At 65.1% G+C, this 21,174-nt stretch carries 18 protein-coding genes; 7 read left to right on the top strand and 11 right to left on the bottom strand.

What is annotated here, in order from left to right; translation table 11 throughout:
* Positions 1-49: 49 nt before the first annotated feature.
* The 3 genes from J3U95_RS13215 to J3U95_RS13205 form a co-directional block, all read right to left on the bottom strand.
* On the bottom strand, positions 50-1,639 hold the full coding sequence (locus J3U95_RS13215; protein ID WP_208279044.1) for a GGDEF domain-containing protein: 1,590 nt from the start codon (positions 1,637-1,639) through the stop codon (positions 50-52).
* A 133-nt stretch (positions 1,640-1,772) separates the two neighbouring features.
* Positions 1,773-2,420 carry a response regulator gene (locus J3U95_RS13210; protein ID WP_208279043.1) on the bottom strand — a complete coding sequence of 216 codons (648 nt, stop codon included), beginning with the start codon at positions 2,418-2,420 and terminating at the stop codon, positions 1,773-1,775.
* On the bottom strand, positions 2,417-3,523 hold the full coding sequence (locus J3U95_RS13205) for a sensor histidine kinase (RefSeq protein ID WP_208279042.1): 1,107 nt from the start codon (positions 3,521-3,523) through the stop codon (positions 2,417-2,419). The genes J3U95_RS13210 and J3U95_RS13205 overlap by 4 nt, the downstream gene beginning before the upstream one ends.
* Positions 3,524-3,635: 112 nt before the next feature.
* On the opposite strand from J3U95_RS13205, the gene greB reads away from it, so the two are divergent.
* Positions 3,636-4,202, top strand: coding sequence for a transcription elongation factor GreB (gene greB, locus J3U95_RS13200; protein ID WP_208279041.1), 567 nt, complete (start codon positions 3,636-3,638; stop codon positions 4,200-4,202).
* A gap of 28 nt (positions 4,203-4,230) precedes the next feature.
* The gene (locus J3U95_RS13195) at positions 4,231-4,815 is read left to right on the top strand and encodes a biliverdin-producing heme oxygenase (protein WP_208279040.1); all 585 of its coding nucleotides are present in this window, start codon (positions 4,231-4,233) and stop codon (positions 4,813-4,815) included.
* Here J3U95_RS13195 and J3U95_RS13190 read toward each other — a convergent pair whose 3' ends face one another.
* The 4 genes from J3U95_RS13190 to J3U95_RS13175 form a co-directional block, all read right to left on the bottom strand.
* Positions 4,816-7,059, bottom strand: coding sequence for a RelA/SpoT family protein (locus J3U95_RS13190; protein WP_208279039.1), 2,244 nt, complete (start codon positions 7,057-7,059; stop codon positions 4,816-4,818).
* A 78-nt stretch (positions 7,060-7,137) separates the two neighbouring features.
* Positions 7,138-7,341, bottom strand: coding sequence for a DNA-directed RNA polymerase subunit omega (gene rpoZ, locus J3U95_RS13185; RefSeq protein WP_005665923.1), 204 nt, complete (start codon positions 7,339-7,341; stop codon positions 7,138-7,140).
* Positions 7,342-7,424: 83 nt separating this feature from the next.
* Entirely contained in the window at positions 7,425-8,072 is a 648-nt protein-coding gene (gmk, locus tag J3U95_RS13180) for a guanylate kinase (RefSeq protein WP_005665925.1), read from the bottom strand.
* A gap of 182 nt (positions 8,073-8,254) precedes the next feature.
* Positions 8,255-9,142 (bottom strand): YicC/YloC family endoribonuclease, encoded by an 888-nt coding sequence (locus J3U95_RS13175; protein ID WP_208279038.1) that lies wholly within the window; start codon positions 9,140-9,142, stop codon positions 8,255-8,257.
* A 94-nt stretch (positions 9,143-9,236) separates the two neighbouring features.
* Between J3U95_RS13175 and J3U95_RS13170 the strand changes: the two genes are divergently transcribed.
* The 5 genes from J3U95_RS13170 (at position 9,237) to hemW (ending at position 13,887) form a co-directional block, all read left to right on the top strand.
* Complete coding sequence (locus J3U95_RS13170; protein ID WP_208279037.1) at positions 9,237-10,244, top strand: serine/threonine protein kinase; 1,008 nt, start codon at positions 9,237-9,239, stop codon at positions 10,242-10,244.
* Positions 10,245-10,246: 2 nt separating this feature from the next.
* Positions 10,247-11,173: a PP2C family protein-serine/threonine phosphatase gene (locus J3U95_RS13165; protein ID WP_208279036.1), complete on the top strand. Its 927-nt coding sequence runs from the start codon at positions 10,247-10,249 to the stop codon at positions 11,171-11,173.
* Positions 11,174-11,184: 11 nt separating this feature from the next.
* Positions 11,185-11,916 carry a ribonuclease PH gene (gene rph, locus J3U95_RS13160; protein WP_208279035.1) on the top strand — a complete coding sequence of 244 codons (732 nt, stop codon included), beginning with the start codon at positions 11,185-11,187 and terminating at the stop codon, positions 11,914-11,916.
* Positions 11,917-12,059: 143 nt separating this feature from the next.
* Complete coding sequence (gene rdgB / locus J3U95_RS13155; RefSeq protein ID WP_208279034.1) at positions 12,060-12,650, top strand: RdgB/HAM1 family non-canonical purine NTP pyrophosphatase; 591 nt, start codon at positions 12,060-12,062, stop codon at positions 12,648-12,650.
* A gap of 1 nt (position 12,651) precedes the next feature.
* Positions 12,652-13,887 carry a radical SAM family heme chaperone HemW gene (hemW, locus tag J3U95_RS13150; protein WP_208279033.1) on the top strand — a complete coding sequence of 412 codons (1,236 nt, stop codon included), beginning with the start codon at positions 12,652-12,654 and terminating at the stop codon, positions 13,885-13,887.
* 3 nt (positions 13,888-13,890) lie between these two features.
* On the opposite strand, the gene J3U95_RS13145 is transcribed toward hemW, so the two are convergent.
* The 4 genes from J3U95_RS13145 to J3U95_RS13130 all read right to left on the bottom strand — a co-directional run bounded on the left by J3U95_RS13145 (position 13,891) and on the right by J3U95_RS13130 (position 20,934).
* A complete protein-coding gene (locus J3U95_RS13145; protein ID WP_208279032.1) occupies positions 13,891-14,766 on the bottom strand; it encodes a zinc-binding metallopeptidase family protein in 876 nt (291 codons plus the stop codon).
* Between the two features lie 218 nt (positions 14,767-14,984).
* On the bottom strand, positions 14,985-16,433 hold the full coding sequence (locus tag J3U95_RS13140) for an efflux transporter outer membrane subunit (RefSeq protein WP_208279031.1): 1,449 nt from the start codon (positions 16,431-16,433) through the stop codon (positions 14,985-14,987).
* Entirely contained in the window at positions 16,430-19,588 is a 3,159-nt protein-coding gene (locus J3U95_RS13135; protein WP_208279030.1) for an efflux RND transporter permease subunit, read from the bottom strand. The genes J3U95_RS13140 and J3U95_RS13135 overlap by 4 nt, the downstream gene beginning before the upstream one ends.
* A gap of 23 nt (positions 19,589-19,611) precedes the next feature.
* Positions 19,612-20,934 (bottom strand): efflux RND transporter periplasmic adaptor subunit, encoded by a 1,323-nt coding sequence (locus J3U95_RS13130; protein WP_208279029.1) that lies wholly within the window; start codon positions 20,932-20,934, stop codon positions 19,612-19,614.
* Between the last annotated feature and the right edge of the window lie 240 nt (positions 20,935-21,174).

Here is a 21,174-nt window from a genome sequence, read left to right as displayed (position 1 = left end):
TTAAAAGATTACAAAGTTGCAGCGCAGTATAAACACGACATGACCTGGCTCAATCCGCGATCACCACCCGATTCTTCCCGCTATTCTTGGCTTGGTACATCGCCTTGTCGGCGCGCGCCATGAGCGACGCCTGGTCTTCGTTGGGCACCCTGAGCGCCACCCCGCACGAGAACGTAATGAGCATCTTCTCGTTATCGTGCAAGAAGAAGTGCTTGGTCAGCTCGCGCTGCACCCGCACCATGGCCGCTGCCGCCGCGTCGACCGTGGTCTCCGGCAGCAGGATCAGGAACTCCTCGCCGCCGAAACGGGCGATGACGTCCATCGAGCGCAGCGTCTCGCGCACCACCTTCACCAGGTGCTTCAGCGCGGCGTCGCCCGCCATATGGCCATAGGTGTCATTGAGCCGTTTAAAATTGTCGAGGTCGAGCAGGGCCACGCACAGCGGCGTCTTTCTCCGGTCGGCGCGCGCGCTCTCGCGCTCGAACACATCGTCCAGGCCGCGCCGGTTGAGGCTGCCGGTCAGCTGGTCTTCGCGCACCAGCTCGCTCATATGCTGCAGCTCGGCTTCCAGCTCGCGGATGCGCTGCTCGGCCTCCTGCACCTCTTTATGCGCGCCGACCATGCGGTCGCGCGAGGCCAGCGCCTCGTCCTGTGCGTTGCGCATCTCGCGCAGCACTTCGTCGAGCACGCCGTTGATCTCATTGACGTCGGTGGCGCGGCCGATGCGGTCCGAGAAGCCGCCCAGCCTGGCGTGGTAATCGCTGGTGGAGGCAGCGGCCGAGCCCAGGCGGTCGATGAAGGTCATCATCATGTTCTTCATGGCCCCCCGCACGTCGTCGATGCCGTGCTTGAGGTGGCCCTGCTTGATGATCACGTCCTTCAGGCCACGGGTCGCGTCTTCCAGCGCGCGCGTGTCGAGCGGGCCCTTGATCAGGTCCTGCACCACCAGCACCTGGCCGCGCATATAGTTGTCGTCGTCGAGCAGGCCTTCGATATTGTCGAGCAGCAGGCGGAACAGGCGCAGCAGCAATTCCTGCTGTTCGGCGCCGTCGTCCTTGCGCAGCTCGATCTGGAAGCACAACTGCTTCAGGCGCGCCGCGATGTCCTGCAGTTCGGATTCGCCGACGGCGGTCTTGACCGCCGCGCCCAGCGCCTCGGCCTCGGCCGACAGTTCGGCGTCGCCGCTCAGCAGCGAGGCGCAGGCGAAGGACAGGGTGCGCGCCAGCATCTCGCGCAGCAGGACGGTATCCGGTTCCTCGTCGCCCAGGGCCATCACGGGGGTGTTGCGGCGCAAATGACGCTCTGACATCTGTCCCAGCGCCTGGGTATAGCCGGTCCAGTCCTCGAGCTTGACCGCGCGCGCCATGCGCCGGCCATACTCCGACAGCTCGCCCGGCGTCTCGGCCATGCGGCGCGCGAAGCCGGCCAGGACCTCGATCGCGCCCGTGTCTGGAGCCGCTGCGGGCGCCGATGCGGGCGGCGCCGGCGGGATGCCGGCGATTTCGTCATAGATGGCGCGGTAATTGTCCGGCGTCGGTGCGAGGCGGCGCGCGGCGAGGCGGCGGAAGGCCTCGCGTGCAATCTCAGCGGGGTTGGCGGGCTGGTTCACGGCGGGCGCGGCGGGAGTTGAGATGGACATGGATTACTGCGCAGTGACGAATTCGCGGGATTGGCGACATGATAATCAGCTTTTTTGCCGTGTATCAATTAAAAAACGGTAACACAGCCCTTGATCGCACCGGTTGCCGCCGCGGCGCAACGGAATGTCACATTCAGTCCACCAAACCGTTACGGATGGCGTAGGTCGTCAGCTCGGCACTGGACTTGAGTTTCATTTTGACTAACAATCGCGCGCGGTATTCGCTGATGGTCTTGACCGACAGCGACAGCTCGCGCGCGATCTCGGTGACCGTCATGCCGGAGGCGATCATGGTCAGGGTCTGGTATTCGCGGTCGGACAGGCCTTCGTGCACCGCTGCCTCGTGGTCCGCGCCGATCGAGCTGGCCAGGGTCTGGGCCAGCGCCGCGCTCACGTATTTCTGGCCGCCCGCCACCTGGCGGATCGCCGTCACCAGCTCGCGCGGCGCGCTCTGCTTGGTGAGATAACCGGACGCGCCGGCCTTCAGCGCGCGGATCGCGTACTGGTCTTCGCGGTGCATCGACAGCATCAGCACCGCCAGTTCGGGTTTGTCTTTCTTTATCTGTTTCAACACGTCGATGCCGTTGCGGTCGGGCAGCGAGATATCGAGCAGCATCACATTGGCCTTGGATTTGCCTATCAGCCGGGCGGCGTCGACGCCGTTCTCGGCCTCGCCGGCGACGTTGATGTCGCGCTGCTCGGCCAGGATCTGCTTCAGGCCCTCGCGCACGATGGCATGGTCATCGGCAATGAAAACGCGGATGGATATTTTCTCGGTCATTCTTCTTCTTGTGCTGTCTTGTGGCTCGCCGCCTGCTGCGCGGAGGGCCTGGGCGCCAGCCTGGTCTTGATGGTCACCATCGTGCCACCTCCGGGCGCGGACGACAAGGCCAGCGTGCCGCCCAGCGCGCTGGCGCGCTCGCTCATGCCGCGCAGGCCGAACGATTGCGGCTTGAGGCGGTCTGCGGGCTGGATGCCGCGGCCGTTGTCGCAGATCGACAGGGTGAGCAGGTTGCGCTGGCGCCGCAGCGACACCGTGACGCGGGTTGCATCGGCATGCTTGGCGATGTTCGTGAGCGCTTCCTGGAAGATGCGGAACAGCGCGCTAGCATGGTCGGGCTCGAGCTCCAGGTCTTTATCGGGACAGCGCATGATGACGGCGATGCCCATCTGCTTCTCGAACTCGCGCGCCTGCCATTCGAGTGCAGCGACGATGCCGAGGTCGAGCGTGCTCGGGCGCAGGTCGAGCGAGATGCGGTGCACGGCCTCGATGGTGCGGTCGACCAGGTCGTCGACATAATTGGCCTTGTCGATCAGGTCTGGCTGGTCTTGAGGCAGGCGCGCCGACAGCATCGCCAGCGCCATCTTGATCGCGGTGAGATTGCCGCCCAGGTCGTCGTGGATCTCGCGCGCGATGCGGGTGCGCTCGTCTTCCTTGGCCTGCTCGATATGCGCGGTCAGCTCGGCCAGGCGCTCGCGCGAACGGTGCGATTCTTCCTGCTCCTGCTTGCTTGCCGTGATATTGGTCATGATGCCATCCCACTGAACTGCACCGTCCTCGCGGGTGTGCGGGGTGGCGCGCAGGTTGATCCACTTGACGTCGTTCCAGGCTGGAATGCGGATCCGTCCTTCCCAGTTCCAGGCCGCCAGGGCGGCGGCCGACATCTGCATCGCCTCGTGATAGGCGCGGCGGTCTTCCGGCAGGATCAGGCCTTCGAACAGGGACGGATCGTCCTGCAGCTCGCCGGGCGCCAGGCCGAGCAGCGCGCTGCAGCCGTCGTTCAGGCAGGGGAAGCTGGTGCCGCCGTCGGGGTGCAGGACGAACTGGTAGACCAGGCCGGAGGTGGGAGGATGTTCGGTGTGGAAAGAGGAGGGCAGGCTCATTGTTTGTCTCGTCGCTTCTTTTTTCGTGCACTGCTTTTGGCTTGTCCGCATCATACGATAAAAGCGCGCGAATCCCGGCGCAGGTGACGCCAAGTCTCGTTACAATAAGGTCATGAATAAGGCATTTGTTAAAGAGTCCGACAACGAGGACGATGAAGAAGCATTGGCCCTGGCGCAGGCGATTCCCGCCGGCGCCAAGAACTACATCACCCCGGCCGGCTACCAGCGCATCAAGGACGAGCTGCTGCAGCTGATCGACGTCGACCGTCCCGAGGTGGTGCGCATCGTGCACTGGGCCGCGTCGAACGGCGACCGTTCCGAGAACGGCGACTACATCTACGGCAAGCGCCGCCTGCGCGAGATCGACCGCCGCATCCGCTTTCTCACCAAGCGCATGGATTCGGCCTTCGTGGTCGATCCAACTGTTCACTACGGCAACGACCAGGTGTTTTTCGGGGCCACGGTGAGCTACATCAACAAGGCGGGCGAGGAGCACACCGTCACCATCGTCGGCGTGGACGAGCTCGATCCCTTGAAGGGCAAGATCAGCTGGGTGTCGCCGGTGGCGCGGGCGCTCACCAAGTGCCGCGAGGGCGACGTGGTGCCGCTGCAGACGCCGCTCGGCATGGACGAATTGGAGATTGTTTCGGTCGATTATCCCGAACCCATCGCCGACTGATTTTCTGGTTCGCTGCTAAGATGAGGTCATGAATCGACCTCACCAACCGGCGCCAGATCTGGACGCCCTGGCCGCGCTGCGCGCCGCCACTTCCGAACGCCACGAACGACTCGACAGCGGCCTGCCGCTGTCCGGGCCCGCCCCCGACCTCAACGATTACGCGACCCACCTGACCATGGTGCGCGACTGGCTGGCGCCGCTGCAGGCCTGGCTGGACGGCTTCGCCGACGGTCCGCAACAAGTGCTGCCGGCGGTCGGGCGGCTGGCGCTGATCGATGCCGATCTGAACGAACCAGGTATGCCGCCAGTACGCGTGCCTTCGACACCGCATGCCTGGCCGCAGGATGCCAGCGCCGCCTACCGCTGGGGCGTGGCGTACGTGATCGAAGGATCGCAGCTGGGCGGGAAGGTGTTGTACGGGAAGCTCTCGGAGCGGCTGGCGCCGCATCCGCTGCGCTACCTGCGCGGGGCCGACGAAGGCCCCGGACCACGCTGGCGCGCGTTCATGCTGGCGCTGAAAGAGCACGTGAAGTCGCCCGACGAAATCGCCGACGCGTGCGCGGGGGCGTGTGCGGCGTTCGACAGCATCCTGGAGCTGGCGCCGCTGCGGTAATTACGACCGCTCCCGCTCCACGCGATTGACCCCAGCCACCCGGCGCAGATTGCGAATCAACTGCGCCAGATGCACCCGATCCTTGATCTGGATCGTGAAGCGCAGCTGCGTCATGCTGTGCTCGTCATCCTCGTCCATGCCCACATAGGTGATGTTGGCGTCCGACTCGCCGATCTCGGCGGCCACGCGGGCGAGAATGCCTTTTTCGTTGTTGATCAACAGGCGGATGCGACAGTCGAAGCGGCGGTTGAGCTCGTCGCCCCATTGCACCGCGATCCAGCGGTCGGGTTCCTTGGCGCGGATGCGCTTGGCCGGCAGGCAGTCGCAGGTGTGAACCACCAGCGCCTGGTCGCGCCGCAACTGGCCGGTGATCTGGTCGCCCGGAATCGGCAGGCAGCACGGCGCCAGTTGCACCGCAACGCCTTCGCTGCCGTAGATCGTGACCGGCGCGATCTCGCTGGCTGGCAGCGGTTTGCTCGACGGCAGCAGCTCGGGGTCGCCTTCCATCAGGCCGAAGATGTGGCGCGCCACCAGGGCCGGCATGCGCTTGCCGATGCCGATGTCGGCATACATTTCTTCCATCGACTTGGCCGAGGTCTCGGCCAGCAGGCGCTCGATGACGGCATCCGACAGGTCCGGCTTGATATTGCGCACCGCGAGCGCCTGGGCCAGCAGTTCCTGGCCCAGTTCGACCGATTCGTTGACGTCGATCGCGCGCAGGTGGTGGCGGATCGCCGAGCGCGCCTTGCCGGTGCGCACAAACGTGAGCCAGGTCGGGCTCGGACGCGATTCCGGGTCGGTGATGATCTCGACGATGTCGCCGTTGTGCAGCTCGGTGCGCAGCGGCTGGTCTTCGTTGTTGATCTTGACGCCCACCGTGTGGTCGCCGATGCCGGTGTGGATCGAGTAGGCGAAGTCCAGCGCCGTGGCGCCGCGCGGCAGGGCGATGATCTTCGACTTGGGCGTGAACACGTAGACCGAATCCGGGAACAGGTCGACTTTCACGTGCTCCAGGAACTCGGCCGAGTCGCCGGTCTGCTGCTGGATGTCGAGCAGCGACTGCAGCCAGGCATGGGTGCGGTGCTGCAGGTCGGTGATGTTGGAGTCGCCCGTCTTGTACAGCCAGTGCGCCGCCACGCCGCTTTCGGCGGTGCGGTGCATTTCTTGCGTGCGGATCTGGAATTCGACCGGGGTGCCGTAGGGGCCGATCAGGGTTGTGTGCAGCGACTGGTAGCCGTTGATCTTGCCGATTGCGATGTAGTCCTTGAACTTGCCGGGCATCGGCTTGTACAGGGCATGCAGGGTGCCGAGCGCCACATAACAGTTGGGCACGCTGTCGACGACGACGCGGAAGCCATATACGTCCAGCACCTGCGAGAACGACAGGTGCTTGTTGCGCATCTTTTTATAGATGCCGTACAGCGTCTTTTCGCGGCCGTCGACTTCGAACTGCAGTCCGCTCGAGGCCAGCTGGTTCTTGACCGCCTCGAGGATTTTCTTGACCACTTCGCGGCGGTTGCCGCGCGCGGCCTTGATCGCCTTCGACAGGGTCTGGTAGCGCAGCGGATACAGGTGCGAGAACGAGAGGTCTTGCAGCTCGCGGTAGATATTGTTCAGGCCGAGGCGGTGGGCGATCGGCACATACACTTCCATCGTCTCGCCGGCGATGCGGCGCTTCTTGGCCGGGACCATGACGCCCAGGGTGCGCATATTGTGCAGGCGGTCGGCCAGCTTGATCAGGATCACGCGCACGTCGGACGCCATCGCCAGCAGCATCTTGCGGAAGTTTTCCGCCTGCGCTTCGAGCTGGCTCTGGAACTCGATCTTTTCGAGCTTGGACAGGCCGTCGACGAGGTTGGCGACCTGGGCGCCGAAGCGCTCGATCAGTTCGTCTTTCTTGACGTCCTGGTCTTCGATCACGTCGTGCAGCAGGGCGGCCATGATGGCTTGCGCATCGAGCTTCCACTCGGCGCAGATCTCGGCGACGGCGATCGGATGGGAGATATAGGGCTCGCCCGACTTGCGGACCTGGCCCAGGTGCATCTCGTCGGAGAAGCGGTAGGCTTCCTTGACCTTCTTGAGTTCGGCGGGCGTGAGGTATTCGGACAGCTTCGCGATCAGCTGCGTGACGGACGCCACGCCGGGCGCGACTGGTTCGACGATGTCCGGTGGACGATTGTCGGCGCGTCGCTCGCGCTGAGCGGGGTTGCGTGAATTGGTCGAATCTGGAGGAAACAGGTTCATTACGTTAATCGTCAAGCCGCAGTAGGTACAGAATAACAGAAGACGGGATGACGCTAATTCAGGCAACCCCGAAGGGAATTACATAGGCACTTTTTTCAGCATTTCCAGGCCGACCTTACCGGCGGCGATTTCGCGCAGGGCGACGACGGTCGGCTTGTCCTTGGCTTCGACCTTCGGGGTGTGGCCTTGCAGCAGCTGGCGGGCACGGTAGGTAGCGGCCAGGGTCAGCTGGAAGCGGTTCGGGACGTTCTTGAGGCAGTCTTCGATGGTGATGCGGGCCATGTGTGTGCTCCTGATATACGAAAAAATTCAGTTCAAAACGCCAAAAACGACAACGGTGAAAGCGCGCCGCAATGGCGCGCTGATCAGGATTGAGGTTGATGCGCGTGGATTCCCAGCTGGGCAAACAGCGTAGCGTTGCGGGCAGCCTGTTGGGCGAACCGGCAACGTGTCGCTTTGACAATCGCCTGCAGTTCGGCCAGGGCGACGTTAAACTCTTCGTTGATGATAGCATATTCGAACTCGGGAGCGTGAGCCATCTCGCCGCCGGCCGCCAGCAGGCGGCGCGTGATGATGTGCGGCTCGTCGGTGCCACGCTTGTGCAGGCGTTCTTCCAGCGCCTCGATCGACGGCGGCAAGATGAAGATGCCGGCTGCGTCCGGGAACAGTTTCTTCACCTGGCGGGCGCCCTGCCAGTCGATCTCGAGCAGGATGTCGGTGCCGTTTTTCATCTCTTGTTCGACGGTCAGGCGGCTCGTGCCGTAGTAATTGCCGTGCACCTCGGCCCATTCCAGGAATTCGCCGCGTTCGGCGCGGGTGACGAAATCCTCGGCGGTGGTGAAGTGATAATGCTCGCCATCCAGCTCGCCCGGACGCGGCTTGCGGGTCGTGGTCGAGATCGACAGCTTGATGCCGGGTTCCTGCGCCAGCAGGGCGTTGACCAGGCTCGACTTGCCGGCGCCGGATGGGGCGGCGACGATGAACAGGCTGCCGGAGAAGGCGTGTGGGAGCATGGTGGTTCCTTTGTCAGTACGTTTGTTGCGTGTAACGCGATGGTTCGTGTTTACGTTGAACGCGTGGACGGCAGAGCCGTCCACCCTACATCGGTCACCGACGTAGGGTGGACGGGGCCCCCGTCCACGCGTCCAACCGGCCTTGGCACGGCCGGAAATTCATTGATTCGAAACGTGGCCGTTTATTCCAGATTCTGCACCTGTTCCCGCATCTGCTCGATGAGCAGCTTCAGTTCCATCGACGCATCCGCCAGCTCCTTGACCGAGGCCTTGGCGCCCAGCGTGTTCGCTTCGCGGTTCAGTTCCTGCATCATGAAGTCGAGGCGCTTGCCGACCTGGCCGCCTTTTTTCAGGATGTGGCGGGTTTCGTTCAGGTGGGCCGACAGGCGCGACAGCTCTTCGGAGACGTCGATGCGGATGCCGTACAGCGTCACTTCTTGCCTGATCCGCTCCAGCACTTCCTGGCGCGTGAGCGTGGAGGGATTGCCGTGGCCGGCCAGGCCCAATGCATCCTGCATGCGCTCGATGGCCTTGTGCTGGAATTGCGAAATGACTTGCGGGATCAGCGGCGTGATGCGCTTGACGATCGCTTCCATCGATTCGATCCGCGATTGCAGCATCGTCTCGAGCGCCGCGCCTTCGCGCTTGCGGCTGTCGACGAAAGCGGCGATGGTGGTGGCGGTGAGGGCGGCCACATCGGCCTGCAGCGATTCCTGGCCGATCGTCGATTCTTCGATGACGCCGGGCCAGCGCAGCAGCTCGGCCACCGTCATCGGGGATGCCTGGGCAAAGTGACGCGTCACTTCGCCCTGCAGGCGGGCGAGGTCGGCCAGCAGTTCCTGGTTCAGTGCCGAAGAGCCGCCGCTGACCTTGCGGCCGAACGACAGGCGTACCTCGACCTTGCCGCGCGTGATCGCGGCCATGATCGCCGAACGCAGGTCGGGTTCCAGCGCGCGCAATTCGTCATTGATGCGGAACTGCAGATCGAGGAAGCGCGAGTTGACGCTCTTGATTTCGATCGTGAGGGTTCCGGCAGCGCCTTCGCTGGTGGCGACCGCATAACCTGTCATGCTTGAAATGCTCAATGGGATCCCCGGTTTTTATTCTTTACAAAGCCGACATTTATCCACACAATCGCCCTGTTTAGCAAGGAAACCCACTTGGATGGCTGCACAGAATAACGCTCCCCTGCCCGATGGGCTGGACATTGCCGGATACCGCATTGTAAAGAAAATTGCGTCCGGTGGGTTCAGTATTGTTTACCTTGCCTATGACGGCGAGGGCAATGCGGTCGCCATCAAGGAGTATTTGCCGAGCGCGCTCGCGCTGCGCCAGCCGGGCGAACTGGTGCCCGTCGTCGCCAAGCCACACCTGGCCGTGTTCCGTATCGGCCTCAAGTGTTTCTTCGAAGAGGGCAGGGCGCTGGCGCGCATCGTGCACCCGAACGTGGTGCGCGTATTGAACTTTTTCCGCGCCCACGACACCGTATACATGGTGATGGCCTACGAATCCGGCCACTCGCTGCAGGAACACATCGCGCGCGCCGCAGCCAAGGGCAGCCGCCCCGGCGAACAGTTCGTGCGCCAGGTATTTACGGGCGTCTGCGCCGGCCTGCGCGAGGTGCATGCCAACAAGCTGCTGCACCTCGACCTCAAGCCCGCCAACATCTACCTGCGCACCGACGGCTCTCCCTTGCTGCTGGACTTCGGCGCCGCGCGCCAGACCCTGCACAGCGATGCGCCGATGCTGGCGCCGATGTACACGCCGGGTTTTGCGGCGCCCGAGCTGTCCACGCGCGGCGCCAGCCTCGGGCCGTGGACCGATATCTACAGCCTGGGCGCCGCCATGCTGGCCTGCATGAGTTGTTCGACCCCGCAATCGGTCGAGGCGCGCCGCGCCGGCGATAAATTGCTCGAGCAGCTGGACACACTGGTGGGCCGGTATTCGCCCGAGCTGATCGACCTCGTGCAAGCCTGCCTGGCGCTCGATCCGCTCGCGCGTCCGCAGAGCGTGTTCGCGATCCAGAAAGCGCTACAGGCCGCGCCGGCGAAGCCGCTCGCGGCGGCGTCCGCATCGGTGTCGATGAAGGGATCGGCGCATCGAGGCGAGGCGCGCTGCGGCTGGCGCGGACTCGTCGACCGTCTCGGCGCATTCGGGCGCGGCCAGGGGTAATCATGCAATTTTCCGTCTACCAGCAAAGCCATATCGGCGGCCGCAAGGTCAACCAGGACCGCATGGGCTACTGCTTCACGCGCGATTCGCTGCTGCTCCTGCTGGCCGACGGCATGGGTGGGCACATGAACGGCGAGATCGCCGCGACCATCGCGCTGCAGACGGTGTCGATGATGTTCCGCATGCAGGCGCGTCCCTACGTCAAACGGCCCGAGCGCTTCCTTGAAGAAGCGCTGCTGCAGGCCCACCACGACATCCAGGCCTATGCCGCCACCCACGGCCTGCCCGAGATGCCGCGCACGACCGTCGTGGCCTGCCTGGTGCAGCACAACTGCGCGGTATGGGCGCATGCCGGCGACTCGCGCCTGTACTGGGTGCGGCGCAACCAGGTGCTGGCGCGCACGCGCGACCATTCGCATTTCGAGTACCTGGTCGACCGCGGCCGCGCCGATCCGAACGAGCGCGCGACCCACCCCGACCGCAACAAGCTGTACAACTGCCTGGGCGCTTCGAGCGCGCCGAAGATCGAGCTGTCGCACCAGGTCAGCCTGCAGCCGGGCGACGTGCTGCTGCTGTGCTCCGACGGCCTGTGGTCGATGCTGTCAGAGGCCGAGATCGTGCACCGCCTGGCCACCGGCAGCGTGGTGCAGGCGGTGCCCGAGATGGTGCAGATGGCGGCCGCCGTCGGCGGCGCCCAGGCCGACAACACGACCGCGCTGGCCATCGCCTGGCAGGGCGCCGACACCGCGCATGCGGACCTGCCCAATGTGATCTCGACCCAGCTGCTGGGCGAGGACATGGTCAGGTCGACCATCGTCGAGGCCGATGCGGGCCCTGGAGGCGCGGATGCCTTCGGCGACGACGATATCGAGAAAGCGATCGCCGAGATCCGTGCGGCGATCGAAAAGTCATCCCAAGTCATCAAATAAGAAAGCACACCATGACATTTGAACAGCGCCCCAGCGGCCGCGCGGTCGACCAGCTGCGTCCCGTCGCCATCACCCGCAACTACACGCGTCACGCCGAAGGCTCGGTGCTGATCGAGTTCGGAGACACCAAGGTGATCTGCACAGCCAGCATCGAAGAGAAGGTGCCGGGCTTCCTGAAAGGGAAGGGCCAGGGCTGGCTGACCGCCGAATACGGCATGCTGCCGCGTTCGACCCACAGCCGCATGGACCGCGAAGCCGCGCGCGGCAAGCAGAGCGGCCGCACCCAGGAAATCCAGCGCCTGATCGGCCGCTCGCTGCGCGCCGCCTTCGACCTGGAAGCCTTCGGCGAGCGCACCCTGCACCTCGATTGCGACGTGATCCAGGCCGACGGCGGCACCCGCACCGCAGCCATCACGGGCGCCATGGTGGCGGCGTACGACGCCTTCGGCAAGCTGGTGGCGGCCGGCCTGATCCCGGCGATCCCGGTGCGCCATTTCGTGGCCGCCGTCTCGGTGGGCGTGTTCCGCGGCATGCCCGTGCTCGACCTCGACTATCCGGAAGATTCGGATTGCGATACCGACATGAACGTGGTGATGACCGAGGCCGGCCACTTCATCGAAGTGCAGGGCACGGCCGAGGGCGCGGCCTTCGACCGCGCCGGCATGAACCGCCTGCTGGACCTGGCGCAGCAGGGCATCGCCGACCTGATCCACCTGCAGAAGCAGGCCTTGCAGCTTCTATAACACCGGGGTCAGGTCTGACAATCGGACACGATCTCAGCCGTCAAAGCGATCATTGCTGAGGCCGTGTCCGAATGTCAGACCTGACCCCGCCGTCTCGTGAAGCCGGTAAAATAGCCGGCTCATTCAATCCAATCCGCATAACCATGACCCAACGCCTGATCCTCGCTTCCAACAACGCCGGCAAGCTGAAGGAGTTCGCCCAGCTGCTCGGCCCCATCGGTTTCGAGCTGCATCCGCAGGGCGAATTCGATGTGCCGGAGGCGGAAGAGCCGTTCGGCACCTTCGTCGAGAACGCGCTGGCCAAGGCGCGCCACGCGTCGCGCCTGACCGGCCTGCCGGCGCTGGCCGACGATTCGGGCGTGTGCGTGAATGCGCTCGGTGGCGCGCCGGGCGTGTATTCGGCGCGATTTGCCGGCGAGCCGAAATCGGACGCCCGCAACAACCAGAAGCTCGTCGCCGACCTGGCGGGGCTCGCCGACAAATCGGCCTATTACTATTGCGTGCTGGTCTACGTGCGCCATCCGGACGATCCGCAGCCGGTGATCGCCGACGGTCGTTGGAATGGCGAGATCATCGCCAATCCGCGCGGCGAGAACGGCTTCGGCTACGATCCGCATTTCCTGATCCCGTCGCTCGGCAAGACCACGGCCGAGCTGGCGCCGGAAGAAAAGAATTCACTGTCCCACCGCGGCCAGGCGCTGCGCGCGCTGGTCGAGAAACTGAAGTCCGCCTGACATGATCCCGATTAAAGTCGCCGCACCAGGGCCGGGCGAGCCGCGTTCGCCGGCCAGCGCCGCGCTGCAATACCTGCAGCCGGGCGCGCTCAACCTGAGCGCCTTGCCGCCGCTGTCGCTGTACGTGCACTGGCCCTGGTGCGTGCGCAAATGCCCGTACTGCGATTTCAATTCGCACGAGGCGAAGGGCGAGCTGCCCGAACAGGCCTACCTGGACGCGCTGCGCCTCGACCTGGAACAGTCGCTGCCGCTGATCTGGGGCCGCAAGATCCACACCGTCTTCATCGGCGGCGGCACGCCGAGCCTGATGTCGGCCGCCGGCCTCGATCGCCTGATGTCCGACCTGCGCACCCTGCTGCCGCTGGAGCTGGACGCCGAGATCACGATGGAAGCCAATCCCGGCACCTTCGAGGCCGAGCGCTTCAAGAGCTACCGCGAGAGCGGCATCAACCGCCTGTCGATCGGCATCCAGAGCTTCAATCCGGCGCACCTGAAGGCGCTGGGCCGCATCCATGACGGTGACGAAGCGCTGCGCGCGGTCGAGATCGCGAAGAACACCTTCGAGAACTTCAATCTCGACCTGATGTATGCGCTGCCGTCGCAGACATTGGAAGAGGCACGCCGCGACCTGGAAACGGCGCTGTCGTTCGCGCCGCCGCACCTGTCGCTGTACCACCTGACGATGGAACCGAACACGGTGTTCGCCAAGTATCCGCCGGCGCTGCCGGACGACGACCTGAGCGCCGACATGCAGGACATGATCGCCGAGGTGACGGGAGCCGCGGGCTACGAGCACTACGAGGTTTCGGCCTATGCCCAGCCGGGCCGGCGCGCGCGCCACAACCTGAACTACTGGAAGTTTGGCGACTACCTCGGCATCGGCGCCGGCGCCCACTCGAAGCTCTCGTTCCCGCACCGCGTGCTGCGCCAGGCGCGCTTCAAGCAGCCGGCATCCTTCATCGAGGCGGCCAAGCGCGGCAATCCGGTGCAGGAAGAACACGAGATCGGCCGCGCCGATATGGGCTTCGAATTCATGCTCAACGCGCTGCGCCTGACCGGCGGCTTCGATCCGAACCTGTTCGGCGAGCGCACCGGCATGAATATCGGTGCGATTACCAAGGCGCTCAACGACGCCGAGGCGAAAGGATTGATCTACCGCGATCACAAGCTGATCAAGCCGACCGAGCTGGGGCAGCGCTTCCTGAACGACCTGCAGGAGATGTTCCTGGCTGGGTAAGGTCTACGTTTCGACCGCGCCGGCCAGCGCAGCCAGGGTGCGGGACAAGCCGCTGACGATGCGCGCCATGCCGTCGTAGTCGTTGCGGTCCTGCATCCGGTTTTGCTCCTCGATTTGCGCCTGGCCGGGCGGCGCCTCGGCCTGGAAATAGGGGAAGCGCAGGAAGCCGGCATCCGTGATCACCAGCGCAGGCCCGTCTTGCGGCCCGCTGCCGTGCCCGGACAGGGTGAGTCCCATCACATGGGCCGGCGCCGCCAGCCCCTCGCGGGCCAGCATCGGATCGCTGCGCAAGGCGGCCAGTGCCTGGCGCACCTGCGCCGACGATTCACGCGTTCCAATGAAAGCCATGAAGTTGCCGCCATCGCGGCGGCCGGCGATGGCGCGCTGTTCCGCGTTTGCGGAAGGTTCGTCGTTCACGAAAAAGACGAAGCGGATCTCGGTGCCGTAAGCGGGATGCAGCGTCCTGGCCGCGCGCGCCAGTTCGAGCACGGCGGCGGCGCCCGCGCTGCCCGCGCTGCCCGCGGCGGCGTCGTGGCCAAGGTGCGCGCCGACGATGAAAGTGCGGCTGGGACGCTCGCCGGGCGCCAGCCCGGACACCGTCACCTCGATGCTGCGGCCCGGATGCGCCGCATCGCCACCTTGCCTGACACGAGGGGAATAGCCGTAACGTCGCAGCGAGGTTTCGACATGGCGCAGCGCGCCCTGCCGTGTGTAATGCGGCGTGCCCGGCGCGGCGGCCGCCAGCGCCTGGGTGTGCGCCTGCAGGCGCGCCGCCAGCGGCGGCACGCCCGAACTCGTGTCCATGGTCACCATCGCCAGCACGATGGCCAGCAGGATCGCGAGGATGACTTTCCAGTGTGAGTTGAAAAAATTGCGCATGGCGTCACACTGCGCCGCGGGGCGCATTGGCAGCAGTCGGTGAACCCAGTGTATCCAAATCGCCGGCCGCCTGCGCCGCCGCGCCGGCAATTCCGCGTTACAACTTGGACAAGACTTGCCCGGCCAGGCTGCACGAGATCTTGGGAGAGACGGGCGCGCCATAAAAAAACCGGGCCACGCGGGCCCGGTTTCGGATCACGACAGGTGTCGCGTCGTGCTTAGCGCGCCGCCACCGGCGCCCCACCTTCGGCAGGCGCCGCCGGCTCCGTCCATCCCCCACCCAGCACGCGATACAACACCACCTGATTCTGCAACCTCAGCAGATTCGCCTGCACCGACAACTGCTGCGACTGGAACAGCGAACGCTGTGCATCGAGCAGGTCGAGCTGGCTGGCCGCGCCGCTGCGGTAACGCAGGTCGGACAGGTTGAAGCGGTCGGCTTCGGCCTCGGTCACCGCGGCTTGCGCACGCAGCTGTTCGCTGTAGGTGGCCTGGCCGGCCAGCGCGTCCGCCACTTCGCGGAACGCGGTCTGGATCGACTGCTCGTACTGCGCTACCGCGATGTCGCGCTGTGCCTTGGCGCTGCCCAGCGTGGCGCTGTTGCGGCCGTAGTCGAAGATCGGCAGGATCGCCTGCGGCGCGAAGGTCCAGCCCCAGGTGCCGCTGTCGAACAGGCCCGACAGCTCGGTGCTGGCGCTGCCGGCCGAGCCGGTCAGCGTGATGCGCGGGAAGAAGTTCGCGCGCGCCGCGCCGATGTTGGCGTTGGCCGCGATCAGCTGCTGCTCGGCCGAACGGATGTCCGGACGGTTGGCCAGCAGGTCGGACGGCAGGCCGGCCGGGATGTCCGGGAGCTCGGTCTTGGCCAGGGTGGCGCCGGCGCTGACGTCGGCCGGCAGCGGGCCGCCGACCAGCAGCGTCAGGAGGTTGATGTCCTGGGCCCGCAGGCGCTGCTGCTGGGCCAGGGTAGCGCGGGCCGTCTCGACCAGCGAACGCGATTGCTGCAGTTCCAGGCGCGACGCCACGCCGTTCTCGAAGCGCAGCTGGAACAGCTTGTCCGATTCCAGGCGGGTATTGAGCGTGTCTTGCGTGATGCGCAGCAGCTCTTCATCGGCCAGCAGTTGCAGCCAGGCGCTGGCCACCGACGAGATCAGGCTGATCTGCGTGGACTTGCGCGCCTCTTCGGTCGCCAGGTATTGCGCCAGCGCCGCGTCGGACAGGTTGCGTACCCGGCCGAACAGGTCGAGCTCGAAGGCCGAGACCTGCAGGCCGGCCTGGTAGGTGCTCTCGATCGGCGCGTCTTCGCCCACGGTGCGGCGGTTGCCGCTCACGCCAAGGCCCACGGTCGGCAGGCGGTCGGCGCGGGTGATGCGGTATTGCGCACGCGCCTGCTCGATGTTGGCGATCGCCACGCGCAGGTCACGGTTGTTGACCAGCGCGGCGTCGATCAGCGAGCGCAGGCGCGCATCGGCGAAGAACGACTGCCAGGCAACCGTGCTCGGCGCCGCGGCCAGCACCGGGCTGGTCGACTCGGTGCCCGCCTTCGGGGTTTCCGGGAAGGCGGCCGCCACCGGGGCCGCCGGGCGTTCATAGTCCGGTGCCAGCGAGATGCAGCCCGCCAGCGTCATCGCCAGCGCCAGCGGCGTCACGAGTTTGATGTGCTTGATCATGGTTTGCTTCCTTCTTCTACGTGCTTCTGATGTTGAGTCGCGTACATCTTCTGCTGGCGGTCGCTGCCCTTGAAGAGCGTGCGGATCACCACGAAGAAGACCGGCACGAAGATCACGCCCAGCACGGTCGCGGTGATCATGCCGCCCATCACGCCGGTACCGATGGCGCGCTGCGATGCCGAACCGGCGCCGCCCGCGATCACCAGCGGCAGCACGCCGAGGATGAAGGCCAGCGAGGTCATGATGATCGGACGGAAGCGCAGGTGCGCCGCTTCCAGCGCCGCCTCGTACGGCGTCTTGCCCTCGGCCTGCAGGTCCTTGGCGAATTCGACGATCAGGATCGCATTCTTCGCCGCCAGGCCGATGATGGTGATCAGGCCCACCTTGAAGTAGACATCGTTCGGCAAGCCGCGCATATTTGCCGCGATCAGCGATCCGAGCACGCCCAGCGGCACCACCAGCATCACGGAAACCGGAATCGTCCAGCTTTCATACAGCGCGGCCAGGGCCAGGAACACCGCCAGCAGCGAGAAGGCGATTAGGATGCCCGCGGTCGAGCCGGACAGAATCTCTTCGCGCGACTGGCCGGTCCATTCGAAGGCAAAGCCGGCCGGCAGCTGGGCTGCCAGGCGCTGCATTTCTTCCAGCGCGTCGCCGCTCGAGTAACCCGGAGCAGGTTCGCCGGTGAGCTTCATCGCCGGATAGCCGTTGTAGCGGTTGGTCTGCATCGGGCCGGTGGTCCATTCGGTGCTCGCGAACGACGACAGCGGCACCGGCTGGCCCTGGGTATTCAGGGCATTGATGCGCAGCAGGTCGTCCGGCTGCATGCGCTGCGGCGCATCGGCCTGCACGATCACGCGCTGCAGGCGGCCGGCGTTCGGGAAGTCGTTCACATACGAAGAACCCAGCGAGGTCGACAGCGCGGTATTGATCGCGCCGAAGGTCACGCCCAGGGCTTGCGCCTTGTCGCGGTCGATGTTCAGCTTGAGCTGCGGCGCGTCTTCCAGGCCTTCCGGACGCATGCCGGTCAGGATCTTGCTCTGCGACGCCATGCCCAGCATTTGGTTACGCGCGGCCAGCAGGGCGTTGTGGCCATTGCCGCCACGATCCTGCAAACGGAACGAGAAGCCGGTGCCGGTGCCCAGTTCCGGGATCGGCGGCGGGCTCACCACGAAGATGAACGAGTCGCGCACCGCACCCATGTGGCCGGTGATGCGCCCGGCGAACGATTGCGCGTCCTGGCCTTTTTCCTTGCGGTCGTCCCATGGTTTCATCGGGATGAACGCCAGGCCCATGTTCTGGCCTTGGCCCGAGAACGAGAAGCCGGTCACGGCCACGATATTTGCGGTCTCGGGTTGCTTCATCACGAACTCTTCCAGCGAACGCAGCACGGTGCCGGTACGCTCGGCGGTGGCGCCTGGCGGCAGCTGGATGTTGGCGATCACATAGCCCTGGTCTTCGTTCGGCAGGAATGCGTTCGGCATGCGGGTGAACATCAGGGCGACGATGGCGACCAGCAACGCAAACACGACCATCCAGCGGCCCGCGCGCTTGAGAATCGCGCCGACGAAGCCTTCATATTTCTTTGCGCCGGCGCTGAAGTTGCGGTTGAACCAGCCGAAGAAACCCTTCTTGTCCATGTGATGGCCGGCTTCGACGGGCTTGAGCAGGTGAGCGCACAGCGCCGGGGTCAGGGTCAGCGCCAGGAAGGCGGAGAAGCCGATCGAGGTCACCATCACGACCGAGAACTGGCGATAGATGTTGCCGACCGCGCCGGCGAAGAAGGCCAGCGGCACGAACACCGCAATCAGGACCACGGTCACGCCGATGATGGCGCCCGAGATCTGGCCCATCGCCTTGCGCGTGGCTTCCAGCGGCGGCAAGCCTTCCTCGCTCATGATGCGCTCGACGTTTTCCACCACCACGATCGCATCGTCGACCACGATACCGATCACCAGCACCATGCCGAACATGGTCAGCACGTTGATCGAGAAGCCCAGCGCCAGCAGGCAGGCGAAGGAGCCCAGCAGTGCGATCGGCACCACGATGGTCGGGATCAGCGTATAGCGGATGTTCTGCAGGAACAGGTACATCACCAGGAACACCAGCACGATCGCTTCGAACAGGGTGTGCACCACTTGTTCGATCGAGATGTCGATGAAGGTGGTCGAGTCGTAAGGAATCGAGTACTTCATGCCTTTCGGGAAGTACTTCTGCAGTTCCGCCATGCGTTCCTTGATCAGCTCGGCGGTCTGCAGGGCATTGCCCGACGGCGCCAGCTGTACGCCGATACCGGCCGACGGATTGCCGTTCAGGCGCGCCGTGGTGGCATAGGCCTGGCCGCCGACTTCGATGCGCGCCACGTCCTTCAGGCGCACGGTGGAGCCGTCCGGATTCGCGCGCAGGACAATGTTGCCGAACTGTTCGACGTTCGACAGCTGGCCGGTGACGATCACGGTGGCGCTGATCTGCTGGCCCTTGGCGACCGGCAGGTCGCCGATGGTGCCAGAGGCGACCTGGGCATTCTGCTGCGAGATCGCGGCGGTGACGTCGGCCGGCGACAGGTTCAGGCCGACCAGCTTGGTCGGATCGATCCAGACGCGCATCGCCTTCTCGGTGCCGAACAGCTGCGCCTGGCCAACGCCGGTGATGCGCTGGATCTCAGGCAGAACGTTACGCGAAGCGTAGTCGCCCAGCTCGATGCTGGTGATGTTCGGGTCATCCGACGACAGGATCGTAAACAGCAGGAAGTTCGAGCGTGCCTGGTCGACGCGCACGCCCTGCTGGGTCACCGCCGGCGGCAGGCGCGGGGTGGCGCGCGACAGGCGGTTCTGGACGTCGACTTGCGCCAGGTTCGGGTCGGTGCCGGTCTCGAACGAGATGGTGATCGAGCCGCTGCCGTTGGCCTGGCTGGTCGATTCCATATAGATCATGCCTTGGGCGCCGTTCATCTCGCGTTCGATGATCGAGATGACGGAGTCTTCGAGCGTCTGCGCCGATGCGCCCGGATAGGCGACGTTGATGACGATCGAGGGTGGCGCGACGGTCGGGTACTGCGCGATCGGCAGCTGCTTGATGGCGACGCCACCAAGCACCATGATGAATAGCGCGATCACCCATGCAAAAATCGGGCGGTCAATAAAAAAACGTGCCATTGGAAAGTCCTATTCCTTTGTTCTTATCGGCTGCTGTCGGCTGGCGTGGTCGCGCCCGCGGCCGGAGAACCGGCATCCGGGGTGCGGGTATCGCCAGCGCCGGTGGTGGCAGCCGCCTTGGCGCCGGCGGCATTCGGCTGGGCCGCCGGTGCGCCCGCCTGGGCCGGGGCCTGCTGCGCGCCAGCCGGCGTCCATTGCACGGGCTTGACCGGGGTACCTGGCGGCAGCATCTGCAGCTTCTGGAAGCCGTCGACCATCACTTTTTCGCCTTCCTTCAGGCCGCCGGTGACGACCCAGCTCTCGTCCTGCTGCGAAGCGATCTTGATCTGGCGCGGAACCGGCTTGTTGTCGGCGCCGATAACGGTCACGGTGTCGCCGTTCTGGCCGCCGCGGGTGACTGCCTGCTGGGGAATCAGGATGCCGTTCGGCAGCGTAGCCTGCGCAACGCGCACGCGCACGTACTGGCCCGGGAGCAGGGCGTTGTCCGGGTTCGGCACGGTGGCGCGCAGGGTGACCTGGCCGGTGCCCTGGTCGACCGTCACGTCCGAGAACAGCAGCTTGCCGCGTTGCGGCAGGACAGAGCCGTCTTCCAGCAGCACGGTGACCGGCACGTCGTTGGCGCCGCCGCCTTGCTTGCGCAGGCGCTGCAGTTCGGTGGCCGACTGGGTGATGTTGAGGTACATGGTGTCGGTCTGCTGGATCAGGGCCAGCTCGGTCGACTGGGTCGCCGACACCAGCGCGCCTTCGGTCACCAGCGCACGGCCGATGCGGCCCGTGATCGGAGCGTTCACATTGGTGTACCCAACATTGATCTGCGCAACACGCAATTGGGCCTTGGCTGCGGCGACTTCGGCCTCACCTTGCTTTTGGGCGGCGACGGCGTTGTCGAATTCCTGTTTACTGACGGCGTTGGCTTCCACCAGCGGCTTGTAGCGCTCCGCGATGGCGCGCGACGCGACCAGGTTGGCTTCGGCGCGCGCGACGTCGGCGCGTGCTGCGGCGAGCTGGGCCTGGTAAGGCGCCGGATCGATGGTGAACAGCGATTGGCCCTGCTTGACGATGCTGCCCTCGGTGAAGGAGCGCTTGAGCACCACGCCGTCGACGCGGGCACGAACCTGGGCGGTGCGGATCGGTTCCACGCGCGCCGGCAGTTCGTTTTGCAACGCGACGGTCTGGAAGGTGGCGGTGATGACGCCGACTTCGGGCGCCGGCATCTGCTGGCCGGCAGGGGCGCCGGCCTTGGGCGCTTCGTCTTTCTTGCCGCAGGCGGACAGCAGGACCACCGCAGCCATGGTGGCCGCCGCGACCCGGGTGAGGGACATCGATGAGGAGTTGGCAGAGCGCATTACGTGTGCATCCTTCTAGTTAGAAATACTTGCCGATGTCACACCCCGGTCAACAACATATGCATGGGATGCGAGATCAACACTGGCTTTTGCAAATAGTTTTATATACTATCACGAGGCTTTGTTGCATAAATCAATTGAGCGCGTAGTACCCCAAACCCCAGACGGATTTACGGCATGGTCACCGCTACGGTCGTGGGCGTGCCCAAGCGCGTGAAGCGATTGAGGATGGCGGCACGG

This window comes from Massilia oculi (genome assembly GCF_017582745.1).
Classification (GTDB): domain Bacteria; phylum Pseudomonadota; class Gammaproteobacteria; order Burkholderiales; family Burkholderiaceae_D; genus Telluria; species Telluria oculi_A.
This window is presented reverse-complemented; position numbering and strand designations above follow the sequence as displayed.

What these genes read in the sequence shown, in the direction of transcription:
- gmk (WP_005665925.1), bottom strand. Translation starts at nt 8,072, where the DNA reads ATGCTCCCACACGCCTTCTCCGGCAGCCTGTTCATCGTCGCCGCCCCA.
- J3U95_RS13175 (WP_208279038.1), bottom strand. Translation starts at nt 9,142, where the DNA reads ATGACAGGTTATGCGGTCGCCACCAGCGAAGGCGCTGCCGGAACCCTC.
- J3U95_RS13215 (WP_208279044.1), bottom strand. Translation starts at nt 1,639, where the DNA reads ATGTCCATCTCAACTCCCGCCGCGCCCGCCGTGAACCAGCCCGCCAAC.
- rdgB (WP_208279034.1), top strand. Translation starts at nt 12,060, where the DNA reads ATGACCCAACGCCTGATCCTCGCTTCCAACAACGCCGGCAAGCTGAAG.
- J3U95_RS13170 (WP_208279037.1), top strand. Translation starts at nt 9,237, where the DNA reads ATGGCTGCACAGAATAACGCTCCCCTGCCCGATGGGCTGGACATTGCC.
- J3U95_RS13190 (WP_208279039.1), bottom strand. Translation starts at nt 7,059, where the DNA reads ATGAACCTGTTTCCTCCAGATTCGACCAATTCACGCAACCCCGCTCAG.
- J3U95_RS13135 (WP_208279030.1), bottom strand. Translation starts at nt 19,588, where the DNA reads ATGGCACGTTTTTTTATTGACCGCCCGATTTTTGCATGGGTGATCGCG.
- rph (WP_208279035.1), top strand. Translation starts at nt 11,185, where the DNA reads ATGACATTTGAACAGCGCCCCAGCGGCCGCGCGGTCGACCAGCTGCGT.
- J3U95_RS13195 (WP_208279040.1), top strand. Translation starts at nt 4,231, where the DNA reads ATGAATCGACCTCACCAACCGGCGCCAGATCTGGACGCCCTGGCCGCG.
- J3U95_RS13205 (WP_208279042.1), bottom strand. Translation starts at nt 3,523, where the DNA reads ATGAGCCTGCCCTCCTCTTTCCACACCGAACATCCTCCCACCTCCGGC.
- J3U95_RS13165 (WP_208279036.1), top strand. Translation starts at nt 10,247, where the DNA reads ATGCAATTTTCCGTCTACCAGCAAAGCCATATCGGCGGCCGCAAGGTC.
- J3U95_RS13130 (WP_208279029.1), bottom strand. Translation starts at nt 20,934, where the DNA reads ATGCGCTCTGCCAACTCCTCATCGATGTCCCTCACCCGGGTCGCGGCG.
- J3U95_RS13145 (WP_208279032.1), bottom strand. Translation starts at nt 14,766, where the DNA reads ATGCGCAATTTTTTCAACTCACACTGGAAAGTCATCCTCGCGATCCTG.
- rpoZ (WP_005665923.1), bottom strand. Translation starts at nt 7,341, where the DNA reads ATGGCCCGCATCACCATCGAAGACTGCCTCAAGAACGTCCCGAACCGC.
- greB (WP_208279041.1), top strand. Translation starts at nt 3,636, where the DNA reads ATGAATAAGGCATTTGTTAAAGAGTCCGACAACGAGGACGATGAAGAA.
- hemW (WP_208279033.1), top strand. Translation starts at nt 12,652, where the DNA reads ATGATCCCGATTAAAGTCGCCGCACCAGGGCCGGGCGAGCCGCGTTCG.
- J3U95_RS13210 (WP_208279043.1), bottom strand. Translation starts at nt 2,420, where the DNA reads ATGACCGAGAAAATATCCATCCGCGTTTTCATTGCCGATGACCATGCC.
- J3U95_RS13140 (WP_208279031.1), bottom strand. Translation starts at nt 16,433, where the DNA reads ATGATCAAGCACATCAAACTCGTGACGCCGCTGGCGCTGGCGATGACG.